Below are 17531 nucleotides of genomic sequence, written 5' to 3'. Positions count from 1 at the left end.
AACTGCCCCCGCAGGAAGAGGAGCCATGACCAGCGGACAGATGATCTCCGCCGACGACCTCACGCAACTGCTCGGCGAGGACCTCCATACCGAAGTGGTACGGCATTTCCGGGACAAGGCGCCACAGGCACCACCAGGATTCGTCGAACGACAGGTGACCGAATGCCTGCGGTACCTCTATCTCGTCTCCCGTCACCGAGACAGGCTGAGTGGCCTTTTCCTGCCGGTCGAACAGGACATCGACGAGATATGGCACTACCTCATCCTGCAGACCCGTGAATACCGTGCACTGTGCGAGGAGCGGCTCCCCGGGCGCTTCTTCATCGACCATCGCAGCATCGCCTACGAGAACTACCAGGAAGAGCCGGGGCGGGAAAAGGCGCTGGAGGAGGCGTTGCGCTGGATTCCGCTGTACTGCCGGGAATTCGGGCCGTTCGACGAGGGCGCACTGCCGCACTGGACCATGGTGAGATTCCTCCACGAGCACATGCTCTTCTCCCTCGCGGACATCGCGGCGCTCGAACCCGTCCCCGTGGCCTGAGCGCCCCGCCGCCCGGACGGCGACCGGAAGCGCCTCGGGCACTCCGCGACGCCACCCCGGGGCGGCCCGCCCAGGCCGACCGCCCTGCGGATGTCCCCGACGCGGCGCGGCGGCGATCAGGGCAAGCGCGGGGACGGGCGGGGTCCGCGCCGGGACGCCTGCACCCAGCGGGTGTCGCGATGGCGCTCGCCCGCCGGCCGCCGACGTCGGCGGCCGGCGGGAGGCCGGCGCCTCCGAGCCGCCGTCGGCATCGAGGCCCGTTCCCTCGCCCGGCAGACGGCCCCGTGCCGCCGGGCCGGTCGGCGCCGCCCCAGGGACAAACGCTATTCGCTTCCGTGCCGCGCGTGTCCGCGCCGTCGCCGATCAAGATCGGCAGCCCGCCTCCGAAGCCACCACCCAGCGGCGGAAAGACCCTTGCCGTTAACGAAATCTTTAACGCCGTTTCGGCAGCCCGGCCGCACAGAACCCGCGTAAAACGGATAACCCAAAGATTGGGGCTCCCCATCCGGCACATCGTGGGCTTAACTTAGGTGGCATGACGTCCCCCCGCTCCCCCTTCGGCGGCGGCTACTACGCCGCGTCGTTCCCCGACACTCCGATCTACGACTCCCTGGTCGCGGAGCGGGGAACCCCGCAGATCGCCCCCATCCGTGTGCCGGCCGCGTACGACACCGGTAACAGCTACCTGCCGGCCCTGCCGTCGGCCCTGCCGGCCCTGCCCGCGGCCCCGTCGCAGCAGACCGGCTCCTACGGCTACCCGCAGCAGCAGCCGGCGCCGCAGTACCAACCGGCTCCGGCACAGCAGGCGCCCCTGCAGCACGCCCAGCTCCAGCACGCACCGGCGCCCTACATCCCGCAGCAGCCCTCGGCGGTCCGCGGCTACCCCCAGCAGCCCCAGCCGCAGCGCCCCGCGCCCGCCACCGGGTACGAGTCGATGCGTCCGGCCTCGCCGCGCCCCGTACCGGCCCAGTCGCCGTACGAGGACCCGTACAACCGGCCGTACCAGAGCCGGGGGTACTGAAGACCGCGACTCCACCGTGCGGCCCGGTGCGCAGGGGGGCGCACGGGCAACCTCTGACGGCTGAGCGCGGTCCTACGGACGGAGGCCGGGCCCGGCGTCGCGATGATCCACCGCACCACGGGCCCGCCGAGGCCGGCCGCGGAGCATCGACCGACAGGGACAGGGGCACGGAGTGAGCGGGCAGTGGGCACTGCTGCGGGGGCTGTTGCGCGGGCGGGACAATCCGCTGCGCCGGGCCACCGACCGCCGTGAGGCCCAGGTGGCGCTCGGAGCGCTGCTGCTCCTCGTGTTCGGAGCCCCGGCCGCGGGCTGGGCCGGCGGTGCGGTCGCCGACGCCGCGCTTCAGCGGTCGGTACGGGCCCAGCATCAGGAGCGCCACCCCGTCGACGCGGTCGTGGTGGGCCGGGCTCCGGGACGGGAGCGGTACGCGGGAGATCCCGAGGGCGGCTTCGAACGCGCCGCGCGCATCCGGGTGGTGGCGTCCTGGCAGGCGCCGGACGGCAGCCCGCGCACCGGAGAGGTGGCCACCGTGTCGAGACCCGGCGCACCGGGGTCCCCCCTGCGGATCTGGACGGACGCGGCGGGCCTCCCGGTGCCTCCGCCGATGGACGAGGACACCGCCCGCAGCCACGCGGTGCTCGGCGGCATCGGTACGTTCCTGCTCGCCGCCGGATGTGTCGAGGCGGGCCGCAGGGCGGTCGTAGGACGCATGGTGCGGCAGCGGTACGCGCGTCTCGACCGGGAGTGGGCCGCGGCGGGCGCGGGCTGGGGCCGGGCCGGCGCGGGCGGCTGACCCCGCACTCCCCCGGCCGGACGCGTCCGGCGGCGACATCGCCCCGCGGGGCCGACTCGTCAACCCGGAGCCCTCACGCGCGCTACGGTGGTCCGACCCCGTCCGCCTCCCCGGCGACGGACGGGCCCGAGGCAGCGCACAGCACGAGGTGGGGGCACAGCAACGCCATGGCACAGGGCACGGTCCAGGTGACGCACACCGGCACATCGCGATGGCGGCGCCGCACCGGCGAGTACGCCTCCCTCTCCGCGGCTCTGGAGGCGGCGGCCGAGGGCGACGTCCTCACCGTCGCGCCCGGGACCTACCGGGAGAACCTCGTCGTACCGCGTGCGGTGACGCTGCGCGGACCGGAGGGGTCGGCCGGATCCGTGCGGATCGCGCCCCTGGACGGTGTGCCGCTGTCCGTCCGGGCGTCCGCCGTGGTCCAGGGGCTGCACATCGAGGGCCAGGACACGACGGCCCCGGCGCTGCTGGTCGAGGACGGCACGGCGGAGCTGACGGACCTGCGGATCGTGACCCGGTCGGCCGCGGGCATCGAGGTACGCGGCACGGCCCGGCCCACCGTGCGGCGCTGCACGGTCGACAATCCGGCCGGGGTCGGCATCGCCGTACTGGACGGCGCTGGCGGGGTGTTCGAGGAGTGCGAGATCGTCTCGGCGGGCCAGTCCGGGGTGTCGGTCCGCGACGGCGGGCGCCCGCGCCTGGACCGCTGCCGGATCCACCACGCGTCCGGGGCGGGCATCGGCGTCACCGGCGACGCCAGCGGTCTCGAGGCGTTCGGATGCGAGGTGTACGAGATCAAGGGCAGCGGTGTCCAGGTCACCGCCCGCGCCTCGGCCCACCTCACGGACTGCACCGTGCACCGTACGTCGGCGGACGGCGTCACGCTGGACACGGACGCGGTGCTGACGCTCGCCGACTGCGACATCCACGACGTCCCGGAGAACGCCGTCGACCTGCGGTCGCGTTCGGTGCTCACGCTGACCCGCTCCACGGTCCGCCGGTTCGGCCGCAACGGGCTCTCGGTCTGGGACCCGGGGACCCGGGTCGACGCCAACCAGTGCGAGATCCACGACAGTACGGGCGACTATCCGGCGGTGTGGGTCAGCGACGGCGCCGCGGTGGTTCTGGACGCCTGCCGGGTGCACGACGTGCCCGACGCGCTGTTCGTCCTCGACCGGGGGTCGCGCGCCGACGTGGTGGACAGCGACCTCTCCCAGATCCGCAACACCGCCGTGTCGGTGAGCGACGGGGCGACCGCGCAGCTGGACGACTGCCGGATCCGGGAGGCGTCCACGGGCGCCTGGTTCCGTGACCACGGCAGCGGCGGCACGCTCAACAACTGCACCATCGACGCGGCGCAGACCGGGGTCATCGTCACCAAGGGCGCGGACCCCACCATCGAGCGCTGCACGGTCACCTCGCCCGCCGAGGCCGGGTTCTACGTCTCGGCCGAGGGCCGGGGCACCTTCGACGGCTGCCGGGTGACGGGCAGCGAGGGATACGGCTTCCATGTCATGGAGGGCTGCCGCACGACCCTGACCCGGTGCCGTACGGAGCGGTGCGCGCGGGGCGGTTACGAGTTCCCGGAGGGGGACGGCGGGTCCGCGGCCGGACCGGTGACGCGGGACTGCACGAGTGACGAGAGCGGTCTGCGGACGGCTGCGCCGCCGCCCCCGGTCCTGACGGCCACGCAGTCGACGCCGGGGCTGCTGGGCGCGCTGCCCGGACAGCGCCCGGTCGAGCCCGCTCCGGAGCCGGCGGCCCCGGCCGTGCCGGCCCGGGACTCCTCGGCGGTCCTCGGTGAACTGGACGCGCTGGTGGGCCTGGACAGCGTCAAGCGGGAGGTGCGGGCGCTCACGGACATGATCGAGGTGGGCCGGCGCCGCGCGGAGGCCGGGCTGAAGGCGGCCTCCGTCCGCCGCCATCTCGTCTTCACCGGCTCCCCCGGTACCGGAAAGACCACCGTCGCCCGGCTGTACGGGGAGATCCTGGCGTCGCTCGGCGTACTGGAGCGCGGCCATCTGGTCGAGGTGTCCCGGGTCGACCTGGTCGGCGAGCACATCGGCTCGACGGCGATCCGGACCCAGGAGGCGTTCGACCGGGCGCGCGGCGGGGTGCTGTTCGTCGACGAGGCGTACGCCCTCTCCCCCGAGGACTCCGGCCGGGACTTCGGACGCGAGGCCATCGACACCCTGGTGAAGCTGATGGAGGACCACCGGGACGCGGTGGTCGTGATCGTCGCGGGCTACACCCACGAGATGGAGCGGTTCCTGACCGTCAACCCCGGGGTGGCCTCGCGGTTCTCCCGGACCATCACCTTCCAGGACTACGTCCCCGACGAGTTGCTGCGGATCGTCGAGCAGCAGGCCGAGGAGCACGAGTACAGCCTGGCGGCCGGCACCGGGGAGGCGCTCCTGAAGCACTTCACGGCGCTCCCCAAGGGCCCCGCCTTCGGCAACGGCCGCACCGCCCGCCAGACCTTCGAGTCGATGGTGGAACGGCACGCGGGCCGGGTCGCCCAGCTCGCCGAGGCGGACACGGACGACCTGACCCTGCTCTACCCGGAGGACCTCCCCGACGTGCCCTTCTGAGTCCGCGCCTCTGCCTGCCGGGGGACGCGCGGGCCGAGCTCCTCCAGGAGGTCGGCCCGCGCGTCGGCGAAGGCCGGGTCGGCCTGGTAGTCGGAGTGCCCGAGGATCGGTTCGGGGAGCGGGAGCCGCGGGGTCCGCCCGTAGGCCAGCGGGTCCTTGAGCGGGCCCCGGTCGACCCCCGGGTCGGGGTCCTCGGCGATGCGGACGGGACCGCCGATCGGGTCGGTCGCCCGCCACAGATTGCGCCAGCAGTGCACCGAGCGGTGCAGCCCGAGCAGCGGCCCGGGACCGAAGTAGGCCGGGAACCACCGCCCGTACAGCCGCTCCAGGGGGGAGCCGTAGGTGAGCAGGGCGACCCGCGGGCGGGTGGCGTCGGGCAGTTGCCAGACGGCGGAGGCGGCGAGCACGCTGCCCTGGGAGTGGCCGGAGATGACGAGCCGGCCCCGGGGTGTGGTCGACGTCCATGCGGACATCCGCGAGGCGAGGTCGGGGACGGCCCGCTCGGCGTAGCACGGGGGCGCGAAGGGGTGGGCGGCGCGCGGCCAGAAGGTGCCCACGTCCCAGAGGATGCCGATGGTCCGGCGGGCCGAGGCGTCCTTGTAGGCGCGGCGGCCCCCGGCGACGAAGAGTATGAAGCCGAAGCCGATCAGCCAGGAGCCGGTCGACTGGGCGGCGTCGGCGAGCGATTCGAGGAGCGGCCCCCTCCCGTCGGCGGCCCGGCCCGGCACCCGGTCGCTGTACCAGGAGCCGGCGATCGCACCCGCCCCGAGCAGCAGGGTGGCGGCGGAGACCACGCCGACGATCCAGGGCGCGGAGTCGGTGAGGGCGGCGGTCGCCCGGATCCGCGCGATCCGGCGGGTACGGCTCGCCTCGGGTGGTTCGGGGGCGTACTCCGCCTCGACGACCGGGCCCAGCCGGCGGGCGGTGCGCGCGGTGCGGACGACCAGGGCCAGGACGGGGAGGAGAAGGAGGATCAGGAGGAGGGGGATGACGGAGGCCTGCCAGCTGAGCAGGACCGGCGGACCGGCGATGTCGGCGCCGCGGCCCATGCCCGGGGTGCCGGGGCCGTCCAGCCAGTCGGCGACGCGCTGGGCCACACCGCCGGTCATCACCCCGCCGAGGGCGCAGGCGAGCATCGCGACCACGGGCCCGCCCAGTCCGTGCAGGACGGTGCGGGGTTCGGGGGTGCGCCGGTAGAGGCCGCGGGCGACCACGGCGAGGGCGATGACGAGGATCCCCTGGCCGACGGCGAGTAACCGGAAGGTGGCTTCGCCGGGCAGGGTTCCCGAGGACTGCCAGTCGGGGCGCGACCAGGACGCGTACAGCACGGCGAGGGCGAGCAGGGCCAGCGCGGAGCCGGGCAGCCAGCTGATCAGGGCGCCGTCCAGGCGGGTGTCGCGGGTCTGTTCGCTGCGGCCCCGGCGGCAGACGACGCCCACGACGACGAGCGCACCCAGCACGATGCCGCCCTCGACGGCCGCGCCGATGAACCGGGGCACCGGCCCTTCGGCGCCCCGGTCGTACCGTGCGGCGGCTCCCGCGACGGCTGCGGCGACGGTCAGGAACCCGGCCGCCGTGTGGGCGGCGCGGAGCCGGGCGACGAGCCGCCGGCCGTACCAGAAGCCGGGCCTGCCGAGCGCGGGGCTGACCGAACCGGCCTCGGACGCGCCGCCGGTGTCCGGGCGGGATGCGTTCGGGTCGGGTACGTCCGGGTCGGGTGCGTCCGGGTCGGGCGCGTTGGGGACGTGGCCGGCTGCCGCTCCGAAGGCGTCGTCCGCTTCGGCGTCCTGTCCGTCCAGCGGGCGTTGGGACTCGTACGCGCTCCAGGTCCGGTTGGACAGGTACCACAGGAGTCCCACCAGGGCGGCCGGCACGATGGCGGCCAGGGCGAGGCGGCGGCCGGGCTGGGACCACCAGCCGCCCTGACGCTCCGCCAGGAAGCCGAGCCAGGAGCGTCGTTCGGCGCAGGCGTCGGCGCCCGCGCACTGCCAGGCCAGCAGGTCGAGGGCGACTTCGCAGGCGGCCGCCGTGAGCAGCACGGTGAGGCTGAGCGCGACGAGCCGGACCAGGACGCCGTACAGCCGGACCGCGCGGGAGCGGCCGGTGGCGGTGGGACGCATCCAGTGGGCGAGGTTGACGACCATGAACGGCAGGAGCAGCAGCCACAGCGCACGCGAGCCGTTGCCGGAGGTGAGGCCGGACCAGCAGTACGCCTCGGCGACGGGCTCGTCCCGGTAGCGCTCGGGACGCTGCTCGCCGTCTGCGTCCTCGGTGCGCCGGTACACCGCGGCGACCTCGTCCCCGGTGACCCGGACGATGCGCGGGTCGCCCAGCATCTCCTGCGGGGTGGCGCCGCCGACGCCGTGGACGAGCAGCTCCAGCGATGTCCCGGTGTGCTGCGGGGGCTCGGGGGCGGACGGGGGCGGCGTGGCAGGAGCCAAGGGGGACTCTTTCTCGGGCGGGCGGCACACCCGGTACGGGTGCGCGGGCAGGGCGGCGGGCGGGCCGGGAAGCGGGGAGCGGCGAGGCCGCCCGGAGCCACGATTCCCGGTCCGGAGCGGCCGCGTGAGCGGTCTCACGGAATCTCCCCAGGTGATACGCCGGACATGCCTGCGTGGCAGGATGAGCGTGGCCCGCAGACCGCTGCGGACGGTACGGCAGAGGGAAGGACCGGACCCGGCGTTGAGCGAGAATCAGAACCTGCTCGCGGAGCAGCGCCGTGCGCTGATCCTCGACGAGGTGCGCAGGCGTGGCGGGGTCCGGGTCAACGAACTGACCCGCAAGCTGAACGTCTCCGACATGACGATCCGCCGGGATCTGGACGCGCTGGCCCGCCAGGGGGTCATCGAGAAGGTCCACGGCGGTGCGGTCCCGGTCGTCGAGGCGAGCACGCACGAGCCCGGGTTCGAGGCGAAGTCGGCACTGGAGCTGAGCGCCAAGGAGGACATCGCCCGGGCGGCGGCGGCGCTGGCGGTGCCCGGCAGCGCCATCGCGCTCTCGGGCGGGACGACGACCTTCGCGCTGGCCCGGCGGCTGCTGGACGTGCCGGATCTGACGGTGGTGACCAACTCGGTACGGGTGGCCGACGTGTTCCACGACGCGCAGCGTCCGGCCGGGGGGCACGGCGCGCGGCCTGGCGCGGCGACGGTGGTGCTGACGGGCGGGGTGCGCACCCCCTCGGACTCACTGGTCGGGCCGGTCGCGGACCGGGCCATCGGCTCCCTCCACTTCGATGTGCTGTTCCTCGGCGTGCACGGGATCTCGGCGGAGGCGGGGCTCTCGACGCCCAATCTCGCGGAGGCGGAGACCAACCGCCGTCTGGTGCGGGCGGCGCGCCGGATCGTGGTGGTGGCCGACCACACCAAGTGGGGCACCGTGGGCCTGAGTTCCTTCGCCGCGCTGGAGGAGGTCGACACGCTGGTCACGGACGCGGGCCTGGCTCCGGCGCTGCGGGCGGAGATCGAGGAGCATCTGCCGGGCCTGCTGGTGGCGGGCGACGGTCCCGCGGGGACCACCGACGCATAGACCACCGGCCCCTGCGACAGGTCCCGGCGGGTCCGGTTCGGCTCGGCGGGGCCGGTGCACCCCCTAGGATCGCGGTGTGGCTGTCTTCCGCATCGAGCGCTTCTCCCCTCTCCCCGCAGCCGAGGCCTGGCGCCGGGTGACCGACTGGGAACGGCACGCCGCGCAGGTGCCGCTCACCGTGATCTCGGTGCCGACCGGGCTTCCTTACCGGCTCGGCACGGTCTTCGTGGCGCGTACGGGGCTGGGCCCGCTGTCGTTCGACGATCCGATGGAAGTGGTGCGGTGGACGCCGCCCGCGGAGGGCCGGGCCGGGGTGTGCCACCTGGAGAAGCGGGGTGCCGTCGTGCTGGGCCGGGCCTCGATCGATGTACTGCCCACGGATTCCGGTTCGCATGTGGTGTGGGTGGAGGAGCTGCGGGTGCGGCTGGTGCCCCGGTGGGGTGACCCGCTGCTCGCCGCCGCCGGACGGCGGATGTTCGGCAGGGTTCTGGACACCCTCCTCGCCGCCCCCGGCGACACGCGGGGGTGAGGCGGCGGGCGGGCTTACGCGAGCGGGCCCGCTCGGGTGGGGAGCACACGCGCCGCGTACGGGTGATGTGACCGTCACTCGATTGACTCGTTTGTCGGTGTGACACCCCGCCACGGCCCCGGAAGGCACCGATTCCATGCCGATCCATCAACCGCAGCAGCGGACCGACGTACAAAGCGACCGCACGGGCGTGCAGCAGGCCGAGGCCGCGCTCGTGGAGCACTACCCGCGCCTGGTGCGGCTCGCCTACGTCGTCCTGCCACCGGCGCTCGGCCGGCACCGCCGGGTGCTGACCGCCCACGCGGTCGTCCAGCGGGCGCTGCCCGTGACCGGGAGCGGGACGTCGGGCCCGCGCGTTCCGGCCCAGTCCCGCCGGACCGGGGCCCCGGCGGGCGCCCGGCCCGCACCGCAGGGCGCCTCGGCTGACCGGGGCCCCTCGGGTGCGGCGTACGGGTGGGTGCGGCTGCGGGTGCTGCGGGCGGCGCTGGCCCATGAGCGGCGGCCCCGCTGGTGGCCCGGGCCGGCCTCGCTGCGTCCGGCCCTGCCGGTGGTGTGGGGCTGCGGCTCTTCCCCCGGGCGGGCGGCGTCGACGAACTGGCCCTGGACCGGGCGCTGTCCGCGGTGGACGGTCCGGTCCGGGCGGCGTTCGCGCTGCAGCTGCTGGAAGGACTGGACGAGTCCGGGGTCCGGGAGCTGCTGGCCGGGGCCGCGGTGGCTGATCCGGCGGGCGCGGTGCGCCGGGCGGCCCGGCTGGGGCGGCCGGACCGGGCCGGGGCGCAGGCGATGCTCAGGTCCGGCGAGTTCGACCCGTGCACGGTCCAGACCCGCCCGAGCGACCTGCTCCGGCGCAGGCACCGGGTGCGGGCGGCGGCGGTGGCAGCGGCGCTGTGCGTGGTCGCCGGGGGCCTGGCGGTCGCCGTCGGGGAGGGTACGCCGAGCGGGGGCGGGGGTGGAGGCGGGGACCGCACGGCGGCGGGTGCGTCCCCCTCGGTACTCGATCCGGTGGAGCTGCTGCGGACGGCGGCGGAGCGGTGGGCGGACACCTCGCGGGTCGACTTCACCGCCTGGCCGGCCAGGGGCGGGCGCGCGGACGACGACGCCCTGCTGGGCCGGGCGCTGCGGACCTGGGCCGCCCCGCCGGAGTCGGTCCGGGTGTCCACGACGCCGGGCACGGTGACGGCGCCGCCCGCACAGCCTCCACGGCTGCTGTTCGCCGGTGAGGTGGACGGGGCCGCGGTGGTGCTGCTCCATGACGGCGGGGTCCGGGTGGTGCGGTACGCGGAACCGCTGTCCGGCTCCGGCAGGACGGCGCTGGACTTCGCCCGGGCCGACGGGGCCGATGTGACGACCGGTGCGGCGGTCGTCGTCAGCCGCACGGGCGACGGCGCGCGGTTCCTCCTCGCTCCCTGGATCGACGAGTCGGCCACCCGGGACCTGCTCGCCCCGGACGCGCCCGGACGGCCGCTGGAGGTGGGCCCGGACGGGGTCACCGCCGCGGTCCCCCGGCCCGCCGCGGGCGGCGCGTGCGGGACGTGGCCGGTGCTCCGGCTGCGGTCCTCCGAGCGGATCGTGGAGAAGCACGCGTTCCTCCTGACGGACCTGGGCGATCCGGCGCCCGCGCATCTGACGTACACCCCGAAGCCCGGGCGGGGCGCACCGGCCCGGCAGCCGCGCGAGGCGACGAGCACCGAGGCGCTGCTCGCCTGGGCGCGTACGGCGTGTTCCCTGCGGACCCTGGCGGGCTCGGGTGTGCGGTCGGTCAACAACTGGGCCTTCGCCGAACAGAAACTGCCCGAGGGCGGGGCCTCGGCCGACTGGCTCTGCACGCGGGCCGACACCTGGCGGGGGCCCGGCCGGGTCCTGGTGCAGTTCCTCGGGCCCGCCTCATCGGCCACGGAACCGGCCGTGGTGGTCGCCGACCGCGACGACACGGCACTGTGCAGCAGGTTCGGGCAGCACGTCCTCGCGGGCACGCGCTGGAAGGCGCCCTCCGGCCGGTGGTACGTCCTGGCCGCGGGAAGCCGGGCGGTGACCCGTATCGAGGTGAGCGGAGCGGTGCGGGGCTCGGCGGACCGGCCGACGATCGCGGTGCGGGCGTCCCGTGACGCCGACGTGGAGCTGACGGCGTCGCTGCGCGACGGCGGGACGCTCACGGCGGTGCGCTGAGCCGTCCCGGAGCCGGGCGCGGTCACCGTGGCGACGGCGCGCGGGCCCGTACGGAGTCCTCGACCGGTCCCGGGAGCCGTCCGGTGTCACACTGGGACAGGTGACGGATCTTGAGGACGACCCCGGCAAGAGCACGGAACTGCCCGACGGAACGGCCCCGCGCTGTCTGGTGACGGGGGCCAGCGGATACATCGGCGGCCGGCTGGTGCCCGCCCTGCTGGACTCCGGACACCGGGTACGGGCCCTGGCGAGAACACCGCAGAAGCTGCGCGACTACCCCTGGGCGGACCGGGTCGAGGTGGTGCGCGGTGACGTCACCGACGCCGGCTCCCTGGCCGAGGCGATGCGCGGCGTCGATGTGGCGTACTACCTGGTGCACGCGCTCGGCACCGGATCGTCCTTCGAGGAGACCGACCGCAGGGCGGCCCGGATCTTCGGCGAACAGGCGCGCGCGGCGGGGGTGCGCCGGATCGTGTACCTGGGCGGGCTGACTCCGGCCGGGGTGCCGGAGGAGGACCTGTCACCGCACTTGCGTTCACGGGCCGAGGTGGGACACCTCCTGCTGCGGTCCGGGGTGCCGACGGCGGTGCTGCGCGCGGCGATCGTCATCGGCTCGGGTTCCGCCTCGTTCGAGATGCTGCGGTATCTCACGGAGCGGCTGCCGGTGATGGTCACCCCGAGCTGGGTCCGGACCCGGATCCAGCCGGTGGCCGTCCGGGACGTGATCCGCTACCTGGTGGGGTGCGCGGAGCTGCCTGCGGAGGTGAACCGGTCCTTCGACATCGGGGGCCCGGACGTCATGACGTACCGGGACATGATGCAGCGCTATGCGGCGGTGGCCGGGCTGCGGCCGCGCGTCATCCTGCCGGTGCCGGTGCTCACCCCGACGCTCTCCAGCCGCTGGGTCGGGCTGGTCACTCCGGTGCCCAGCTCCATCGCCCGGCCGCTCACGGAGTCGCTGCGCCACGAGGTGGTCTGCGCGGAGCAGGACATCAAGGAGTACGTCCCCGATCCGCCGGAGGGGACCATCGGCTTCGACCGGGCGCTGCGGCTGGCCCTGCAACGGATTCAGGAGGCGCGGGTCGACACCCGTTGGTCCAACGCCGCGGTGCCGGGCGCGCCGAGCGATCCGCTGCCCACCGACCCGGACTGGGCGGGCGGCAGCCTCTACCGCGACGAGCGGGAGATGGCCGTGTCCGTCGGGCCCGAGGCGCTGTGGCGGGTGATCGAGGGCATCGGCGGGGAGAACGGCTGGTACTCCTTCCCGCTGGCCTGGGCGGTACGGGGCTGGCTCGACCGGCTCGTCGGCGGGGTGGGGCTGCGGCGCGGCCGACGGGACGCCCAGCATCTGCGGGTGGGCGACTCGCTGGACTTCTGGCGGGTGGAGGAGATCGTGCCGGGCGAACTGCTGCGGCTGCGGGCCGAGATGCGGGTGCCGGGCCTGGCCTGGCTGGAGCTGTCGGTGCGCCGCGACGAGCGGGGCCGGACGATGTACGGGCAACGCGCGCTGTTCCATCCGCGCGGGCTGTTCGGCCACGCGTACTGGTGGAGCGTGTGGCCTTTCCACTCGGTGGTGTTCGGCGGCATGGCGCGCAACATCGCCGAGGCGGCCGCGGCCGAGGAGGCGCGGGCGGGTGCCGGACACCGGTCGTGACGCGGTGACCGGCACTGGTACAGACAACTGCCGGTCCGGCCGCTAGGGTGCGCTCACAGGCCCTACACCGCAGACCGCGGACCGCCGGGAGGTGCACAGGATGGCACGCCGACTCCGTACCGTGGGCAGGGAGTTCACCGACTCCGCGCCGATGCGGCTGGTGTTCGCCGCCGAGGTGTCCGCGCCGCCGGACGTGGTGTACCGGGCACTCGCCGACGACGTCGCGTCCTGGCCGTCCTGGTTCACCGCCGTCACCCGGGCCGCGCCCACCGAGGCGGGCGCGGGCCGAGAGGTGCGGCTTCGGGGCGGTGTCCGTTTCCGCGAGACGATCGTGGTCACCGAACCGGGCAGCTGCTACGCCTACCGGGTCGACGAGACCAACGCACCCGGCCTGCGGGCCCTGCTGGAGGAGTGGCGGCTCACTCCGGAGGGGCCGGGCACCCGGGTGCAGTGGACCTTCGCCGCCGACGGGACGGGGCTCTTCCGCCTGGTGCTGAGCCTGGGCCGGGCCGGGGTGGGCCGGTCCTTCCGGAACGCCGTGCGCCGCCTGGACGCGCGGCTGGCGGCGACGACGCCCTGAGCGGCCGGACGCGAGCTCCCGGCAGGGCCGGGTCCGGACGCGGGCCCTCAGCAGGGCCAGGTGCCGGTGGCGAGGAAGTCGTCGATGGCGGCGGCGTACGGGGAGATGTCCAGGCCCTGTTCCTCCAGCCAGGAGTCGGAGTAGTACTTGTCCAGGTAGCGGTCGCCCGGGTCGCACAGCAGCGTGACGACGCTGCCCTGCTCGCCGCGCGCCACCATCTCGGCGATCAGCTTGAACGCGCTCCACAGTCCGGTGCCGGTGGAGCCGCCCGCCTTGCGGCCGATGGCGCGCTCCAGGGCGCGGACGGCGGCCACACTGGCGGCGTCGGGCACCTTCATCATCCGGTCGATGGCACCGGGCACGAAGCTGGGCTCCATGCGCGGGCGGCCGATGCCCTCGATGCGCGAGCCGCGGTCGCTCGTGGCGTGCGGGTCGTGGTCGGTCCAGCCGTCGAAGAAGCAGGAGTTCTCCGGATCGGGCACGCAGATACGGGTGTCGTGCTGGAGGTAGTGGACGTAGCGGGCGATGGTCGCCGAGGTGCCGCCGGTCCCGGCGGTGGCGACGATCCAGGCGGGTTCCGGGTAGCGCTCCAGGCGCAGCTGCTGGTAGATCGACTCCGCGATGTTGTTGTTGCCGCGCCAGTCGGTGGCGCGCTCCGCGTAGGTGAACTGGTCCATGTAGTGTCCGCCGGTCTCGGCGGCGAGCGCCGCGGACTGCTCGTACATGGTGCGCGAGTCGTCCACGAAGTGGCACTGCCCGCCGTGGAATTCGATGAGGCGGCACTTCTCGGGGCTGGTGGTGCGCGGCATCACGGCGATGAACGGGACGCCGATCAGCTTGGCGAAGTACGCCTCCGACACCGCGGTCGAGCCGCTCGACGCCTCGATGACCGGCTTGCCCGGCCGGATCCAGCCGTTGCAGAGCCCGTACAGGAAGAGCGAACGGGCCAGGCGGTGCTTGAGGCTGCCGGTGGGGTGGGTGGACTCGTCCTTGAGGTAGAGGTCGATGCCCCACGCCTCGGGCAACGGGAAGCGCAGCAGGTGGGTGTCGGCGGAGCGGTTCGCGTCGGCCTGGACCTTGCGGACGGCCTCCTTCAGCCAGGACCGGTACTCAGGGTCGCTGCGGTCGACGTCCACGGTCGCCCTGGCTCCGCTCCGGGCCGCGTGTTCACTGGTCTCCATGGGCCTGCTCCTGTTGGTCGTCGATCCGGTGCTCCCATCTCCCACGATAGGCGCCCCACCTGCGCAAACGTTCACTTTGATGGCCCATAGCGCTGCCTTTGGGCATCGTCTGCGGGGCGGCTGTGACGGGCGGTGCGGGCGGCCGTGCGGCGGGCTTCCGGGCCCTCTGGCGGTCCGGCCCGCGTCCGGGCACACTGCAACAGCAGGAGTAGCGGCGAAGGGGGGGCGAATCCGCGATGGCGGACGTCGAGTTCAGTGCGTCGGGAGTCAGGATCGAACGGTTCACCAGATCGCTGACCAGGGCAGGTCAGGTGGTGGTGAAGGACGGCCGGCTGTCGCTCCTGACGAGCACCGGGCGGGAGATCGACAGCGCCCCCGTGGGCACGGTGAGTGCCCGCACGTGGTGGTTCATCGCGGCGGATTCCGTCATCGCCCGGGTGAACGGGGTGCGCTACCGGTTGACGATGGGGCAGCGCAACCGCAGGCGCGACGGGGCGGCTCCGCTGCGGCGCTTCCTGGAGACGCTGACCAACGCGCGTGGGCGCCGGGACTGACCTGCGGCTACGGCTGCCGGGCTCCGCCGCGAGTTGCGGAGCCGTAGCCCCTGGGCCACGCTGGTTCCACGTCACTGAAGGTGCAGTACCGGTGACAGAGCGACCCGCTCCACGGACCGGGTCGCGCGACACGAGCAGACACGACAAGAGCAGAGCGGATTCGGCAGTCAGTCGTCCGCCGGGCCCGTTCGCGTCTCTTCTCTTCTTCCGGACCTATTTCGGGGAGTCGCAGCCGTGATCAGCGAGCCAAGCAGGCACTGCACGGTGGAGCTCCAGGCCCTGCCGTCGCGGATCGGTCAAGTCCGCAGGATCATCTCGGCGCAACTGCGCTACTGGCATCTCGATCCTCTGATCGACCAGGCGGCCCTGGGCGTCACCGAGCTTCTCACCAACGTTCACCGGCACGCACAGCCGGACAAGTCGTGCACCGTCGACATCGAGCTGCTGCTCGACCGTCTGACGGTCTCCGTCCACGACCACGATCCGCGCCTGCCCACGGTGAACGAGGCGGACTCGTTCGCCACGTCGGGCCGGGGTCTGGCGCTGATCGCCGCTGTCAGCGAGAGCTGGGGCGTCCGGCCGGTCGGAACGGCCGGGAAGGCCGTCTGGTTCACGCTGCCGGCGGCCACCGGAGCCTCGACCCTGCCGCCGCTCGCGGTCTACGGGTCGATGACCGACGGGCCGTTCGGAGCCGTGACCATCACCCCCGAGGACATCGTGTCCCTGCCCGCCCGGTCGGCCGTCGTCGGCTGAGCGGTCCGCGCCCCTCACGCTCCGGGCGGTGGCACCCCTTCCCTTGCCGCGGTGGCACCGCTTCTCTCCCCGCGGTGGACGGAGCGGGGGCTCAGGCCAGCGCGGCGAGCGGGTCGTCGAGGACCGGCTGCCAGGCCAGTTCGGCGGCGCCGACCAGGCTGTTGTGGGCGAGGGTGCACGGCAGGATCGGCACACTGCCGCTGCGCCCCCACAGACTCCGGTCGGCGACGACGGCGCGCAGCCGCTCCGGGTCCGCCTCCAGCAGGTCGCGGTGGAGACCGCCGAGGATGACGCGGTCGGGGTTGAGGATGTTCACCAGCCCGGCGAGTCCCAGGCCCAGGCGGTCGATCAGCGCCTCGGCGGCCTGCCGTACCGCCGGGTCGTCGTACTCCGTGCGGAGCAGGTTCCCGGCCTGCTTCAGGAGGGACTCCTCGGGCCCGGGTTCGCGGCGTGCGGTGGTGAGGAAGGCCAGCGGGTCGGTCTCCACGTCGAGGCAGCCGCGCCCGCCGCAGTGGCAGGGCCGCCCCTCGGGGTTCACGGTGAGATGGCCCACCTCCAGGGCGAGGCCCGAACTCCCGCTGTGCAGGCGGCCGTCGAGGACGAGGGCCCCGCCGACTCCCCGGTGGCCGGTCGCCACGCACAGCAGGTGCTGGGCGCCCCGGCCGGCGCCGTGCCGGTGCTCGGCCAGCGCGGTGAGGTTGACGTCGTTGCCGGTGAACGCGGGTCCGGTGATGCCCGCCCGGCGTACGCAGGCGGCGAAGATGTCCCGGACCGGGGAGCCGGCGGGCCAGGCGATGTGCAGCGGGTTGAGGGCGGTCCCCTCCGGTTCGGCGACCGCCGAGGGCACGGCGAGCCCGGCGCCGACGCAGCGCAGCCCGCTCGCGCGCAGCAGTTCCGCTCCCGCTTCCACGACCTCGCCGAGCACCTGTGCGGGGTCGGCCATCACCGCGACGCAGCCCGGTGAGGTGGCGACGATGCGGCCGCCGAGCCCGACGAGCGCGGCCCGGAAGCCGTCGGCGTGCACCTGAGCGGCAAGGACGACGGGGCCGGTCTCCCGAACGGACAGCCGGTGCGAGGGCCGGCCCTGGGACCCGGCGGCCGCACCGGGGCTGGAGTCGACCCGGATCAGCCCGAGCGCCTCCAGTTCCGCGGCGACCGCCCCGGCCGTGGCGCGGGTGACGCCCAGTTCGGAGGTGAGGACGGCCCGGGTGGGGGCGCGTCCGGTGTGGACCAGTTCCAGCGCGGGCCCCAGCGCACTGCGGCCCCTCTCCAGCTTGGTCCGGGTGGTGGTCGCCTTGCCGTTCATGGGGGCGAGTCTCCCATGATCCGGGGGCCTTCCGGACGTCCAGGGCCGGTCCGGGGATGCCGTTCCGGCCACGGCCGCACCCCGGGACCGGGCGGCGTGCGGCGCAAGTCGCGCCGCACGCCGGAGCGCACGGGCCGCCGCCGCACCGCCGGTATCGCAGCGGCGAGCCGCGCTCCCCGTGTCCTGCGCTCGTCGTCGCTCCCGGGGGCGGGGCGGCGACGAGCGCGCCCGCGCCGTCCGGTGCGTCGGCCTGAACCCGCTTCGGGGGGCGACGTGTTCAGCTGGGGGCGGCCCGATCCTGACGGGGTGAGGGGACCGCCGCCGCACGCCGGCC

General features: G+C 74.4%; 13 protein-coding genes and 1 pseudogene. 11 read left to right on the top strand and 3 right to left on the bottom strand.

What is annotated here, in order from left to right:
• Nucleotides 1–25 precede the first annotated feature (25 nt).
• From KME66_RS31750 to KME66_RS31735, 4 genes are all read left to right on the top strand, one after another.
• Nucleotides 26–541, top strand: coding sequence for a hypothetical protein (locus KME66_RS31750; RefSeq protein ID WP_216328419.1), 516 nt, complete (start codon nt 26–28; stop codon nt 539–541).
• Nucleotides 542–1076: 535 nt separating this feature from the next.
• Nucleotides 1077–1562 carry a DUF6643 family protein gene (locus tag KME66_RS31745; protein WP_216328417.1) on the top strand — a complete coding sequence of 162 codons (486 nt, stop codon included), beginning with the start codon at nt 1077–1079 and terminating at the stop codon, nt 1560–1562.
• 172 nt (nt 1563–1734) lie between these two features.
• Nucleotides 1735–2355, top strand: coding sequence for a hypothetical protein (locus KME66_RS31740; RefSeq protein ID WP_216328415.1), 621 nt, complete (start codon nt 1735–1737; stop codon nt 2353–2355).
• Between the two features lie 167 nt (nt 2356–2522).
• The gene (locus KME66_RS31735) at nt 2523–4949 is read left to right on the top strand and encodes a right-handed parallel beta-helix repeat-containing protein (protein WP_073224141.1); all 2427 of its coding nucleotides are present in this window, start codon (nt 2523–2525) and stop codon (nt 4947–4949) included.
• On the opposite strand, the gene KME66_RS31730 is transcribed toward KME66_RS31735, so the two are convergent.
• Complete coding sequence (locus tag KME66_RS31730; protein ID WP_216328413.1) at nt 4916–7390, bottom strand: hypothetical protein; 2475 nt, start codon at nt 7388–7390, stop codon at nt 4916–4918. The genes KME66_RS31735 and KME66_RS31730 overlap by 34 nt on opposite strands.
• A 241-nt stretch (nt 7391–7631) precedes the next feature.
• Here KME66_RS31730 and KME66_RS31725 point away from each other — a divergent pair, with 241 nt between their 5' ends.
• From KME66_RS31725 to KME66_RS31705, 5 genes and pseudogenes are all read left to right on the top strand, one after another.
• Nucleotides 7632–8474: a DeoR/GlpR family DNA-binding transcription regulator gene (locus tag KME66_RS31725; RefSeq protein ID WP_216328411.1), complete on the top strand. Its 843-nt coding sequence runs from the start codon at nt 7632–7634 to the stop codon at nt 8472–8474.
• A 76-nt stretch (nt 8475–8550) separates the two neighbouring features.
• On the top strand, nt 8551–9003 hold the full coding sequence (locus tag KME66_RS31720) for an SRPBCC family protein (RefSeq protein ID WP_216328409.1): 453 nt from the start codon (nt 8551–8553) through the stop codon (nt 9001–9003).
• A gap of 136 nt (nt 9004–9139) precedes the next feature.
• Nucleotides 9140–11169, top strand: a pseudogene (locus KME66_RS31715) (hypothetical protein).
• A 100-nt stretch (nt 11170–11269) separates the two neighbouring features.
• Nucleotides 11270–12823: an SDR family oxidoreductase gene (locus tag KME66_RS31710; protein WP_216328408.1), complete on the top strand. Its 1554-nt coding sequence runs from the start codon at nt 11270–11272 to the stop codon at nt 12821–12823.
• Nucleotides 12824–12923: 100 nt separating this feature from the next.
• A complete protein-coding gene (locus tag KME66_RS31705; protein ID WP_216328406.1) occupies nt 12924–13403 on the top strand; it encodes an SRPBCC family protein in 480 nt (159 codons plus the stop codon).
• A 47-nt stretch (nt 13404–13450) separates the two neighbouring features.
• Here KME66_RS31705 and KME66_RS31700 read toward each other — a convergent pair whose 3' ends face one another.
• Nucleotides 13451–14584 carry a PLP-dependent cysteine synthase family protein gene (locus tag KME66_RS31700; protein ID WP_073224148.1) on the bottom strand — a complete coding sequence of 378 codons (1134 nt, stop codon included), beginning with the start codon at nt 14582–14584 and terminating at the stop codon, nt 13451–13453.
• A gap of 236 nt (nt 14585–14820) precedes the next feature.
• Here KME66_RS31700 and KME66_RS31695 point away from each other — a divergent pair, with 236 nt between their 5' ends.
• Both KME66_RS31695 and KME66_RS31690 read left to right on the top strand, forming a co-directional pair.
• Complete coding sequence (locus tag KME66_RS31695) at nt 14821–15138, top strand: hypothetical protein (RefSeq protein ID WP_073224149.1); 318 nt, start codon at nt 14821–14823, stop codon at nt 15136–15138.
• Between the two features lie 234 nt (nt 15139–15372).
• Entirely contained in the window at nt 15373–15891 is a 519-nt protein-coding gene (locus tag KME66_RS31690) for an ATP-binding protein (protein ID WP_079185658.1), read from the top strand.
• Nucleotides 15892–15982: 91 nt separating this feature from the next.
• Here KME66_RS31690 and KME66_RS31685 read toward each other — a convergent pair whose 3' ends face one another.
• A complete protein-coding gene (locus KME66_RS31685; protein ID WP_073224151.1) occupies nt 15983–17197 on the bottom strand; it encodes an ROK family protein in 1215 nt (404 codons plus the stop codon).
• Nucleotides 17198–17531: the final 334 nt, after the last annotated feature.

Origin of the sequence: Streptomyces sp. YPW6 (assembly GCF_018866325.1) — a bacterium.
Lineage (GTDB): Bacteria > Actinomycetota > Actinomycetes > Streptomycetales > Streptomycetaceae > Streptomyces.
Note: the sequence above shows the minus strand (reverse complement) of the source record. Positions and strands in the feature narration are given on the sequence as shown.

Coding starts and splice junctions, on each gene's coding strand:
- KME66_RS31750 (WP_216328419.1), top strand. CDS start 26: ATGACCAGCGGACAGATGATCTCCGCCGACGACCTCACGCAACTGCTC.
- KME66_RS31745 (WP_216328417.1), top strand. CDS start 1,077: ATGACGTCCCCCCGCTCCCCCTTCGGCGGCGGCTACTACGCCGCGTCG.
- KME66_RS31735 (WP_073224141.1), top strand. CDS start 2,523: ATGGCACAGGGCACGGTCCAGGTGACGCACACCGGCACATCGCGATGG.
- KME66_RS31705 (WP_216328406.1), top strand. CDS start 12,924: ATGGCACGCCGACTCCGTACCGTGGGCAGGGAGTTCACCGACTCCGCG.
- KME66_RS31700 (WP_073224148.1), bottom strand. CDS start 14,584: ATGGAGACCAGTGAACACGCGGCCCGGAGCGGAGCCAGGGCGACCGTG.
- KME66_RS31695 (WP_073224149.1), top strand. CDS start 14,821: ATGGCGGACGTCGAGTTCAGTGCGTCGGGAGTCAGGATCGAACGGTTC.
- KME66_RS31685 (WP_073224151.1), bottom strand. CDS start 17,197: ATGAACGGCAAGGCGACCACCACCCGGACCAAGCTGGAGAGGGGCCGC.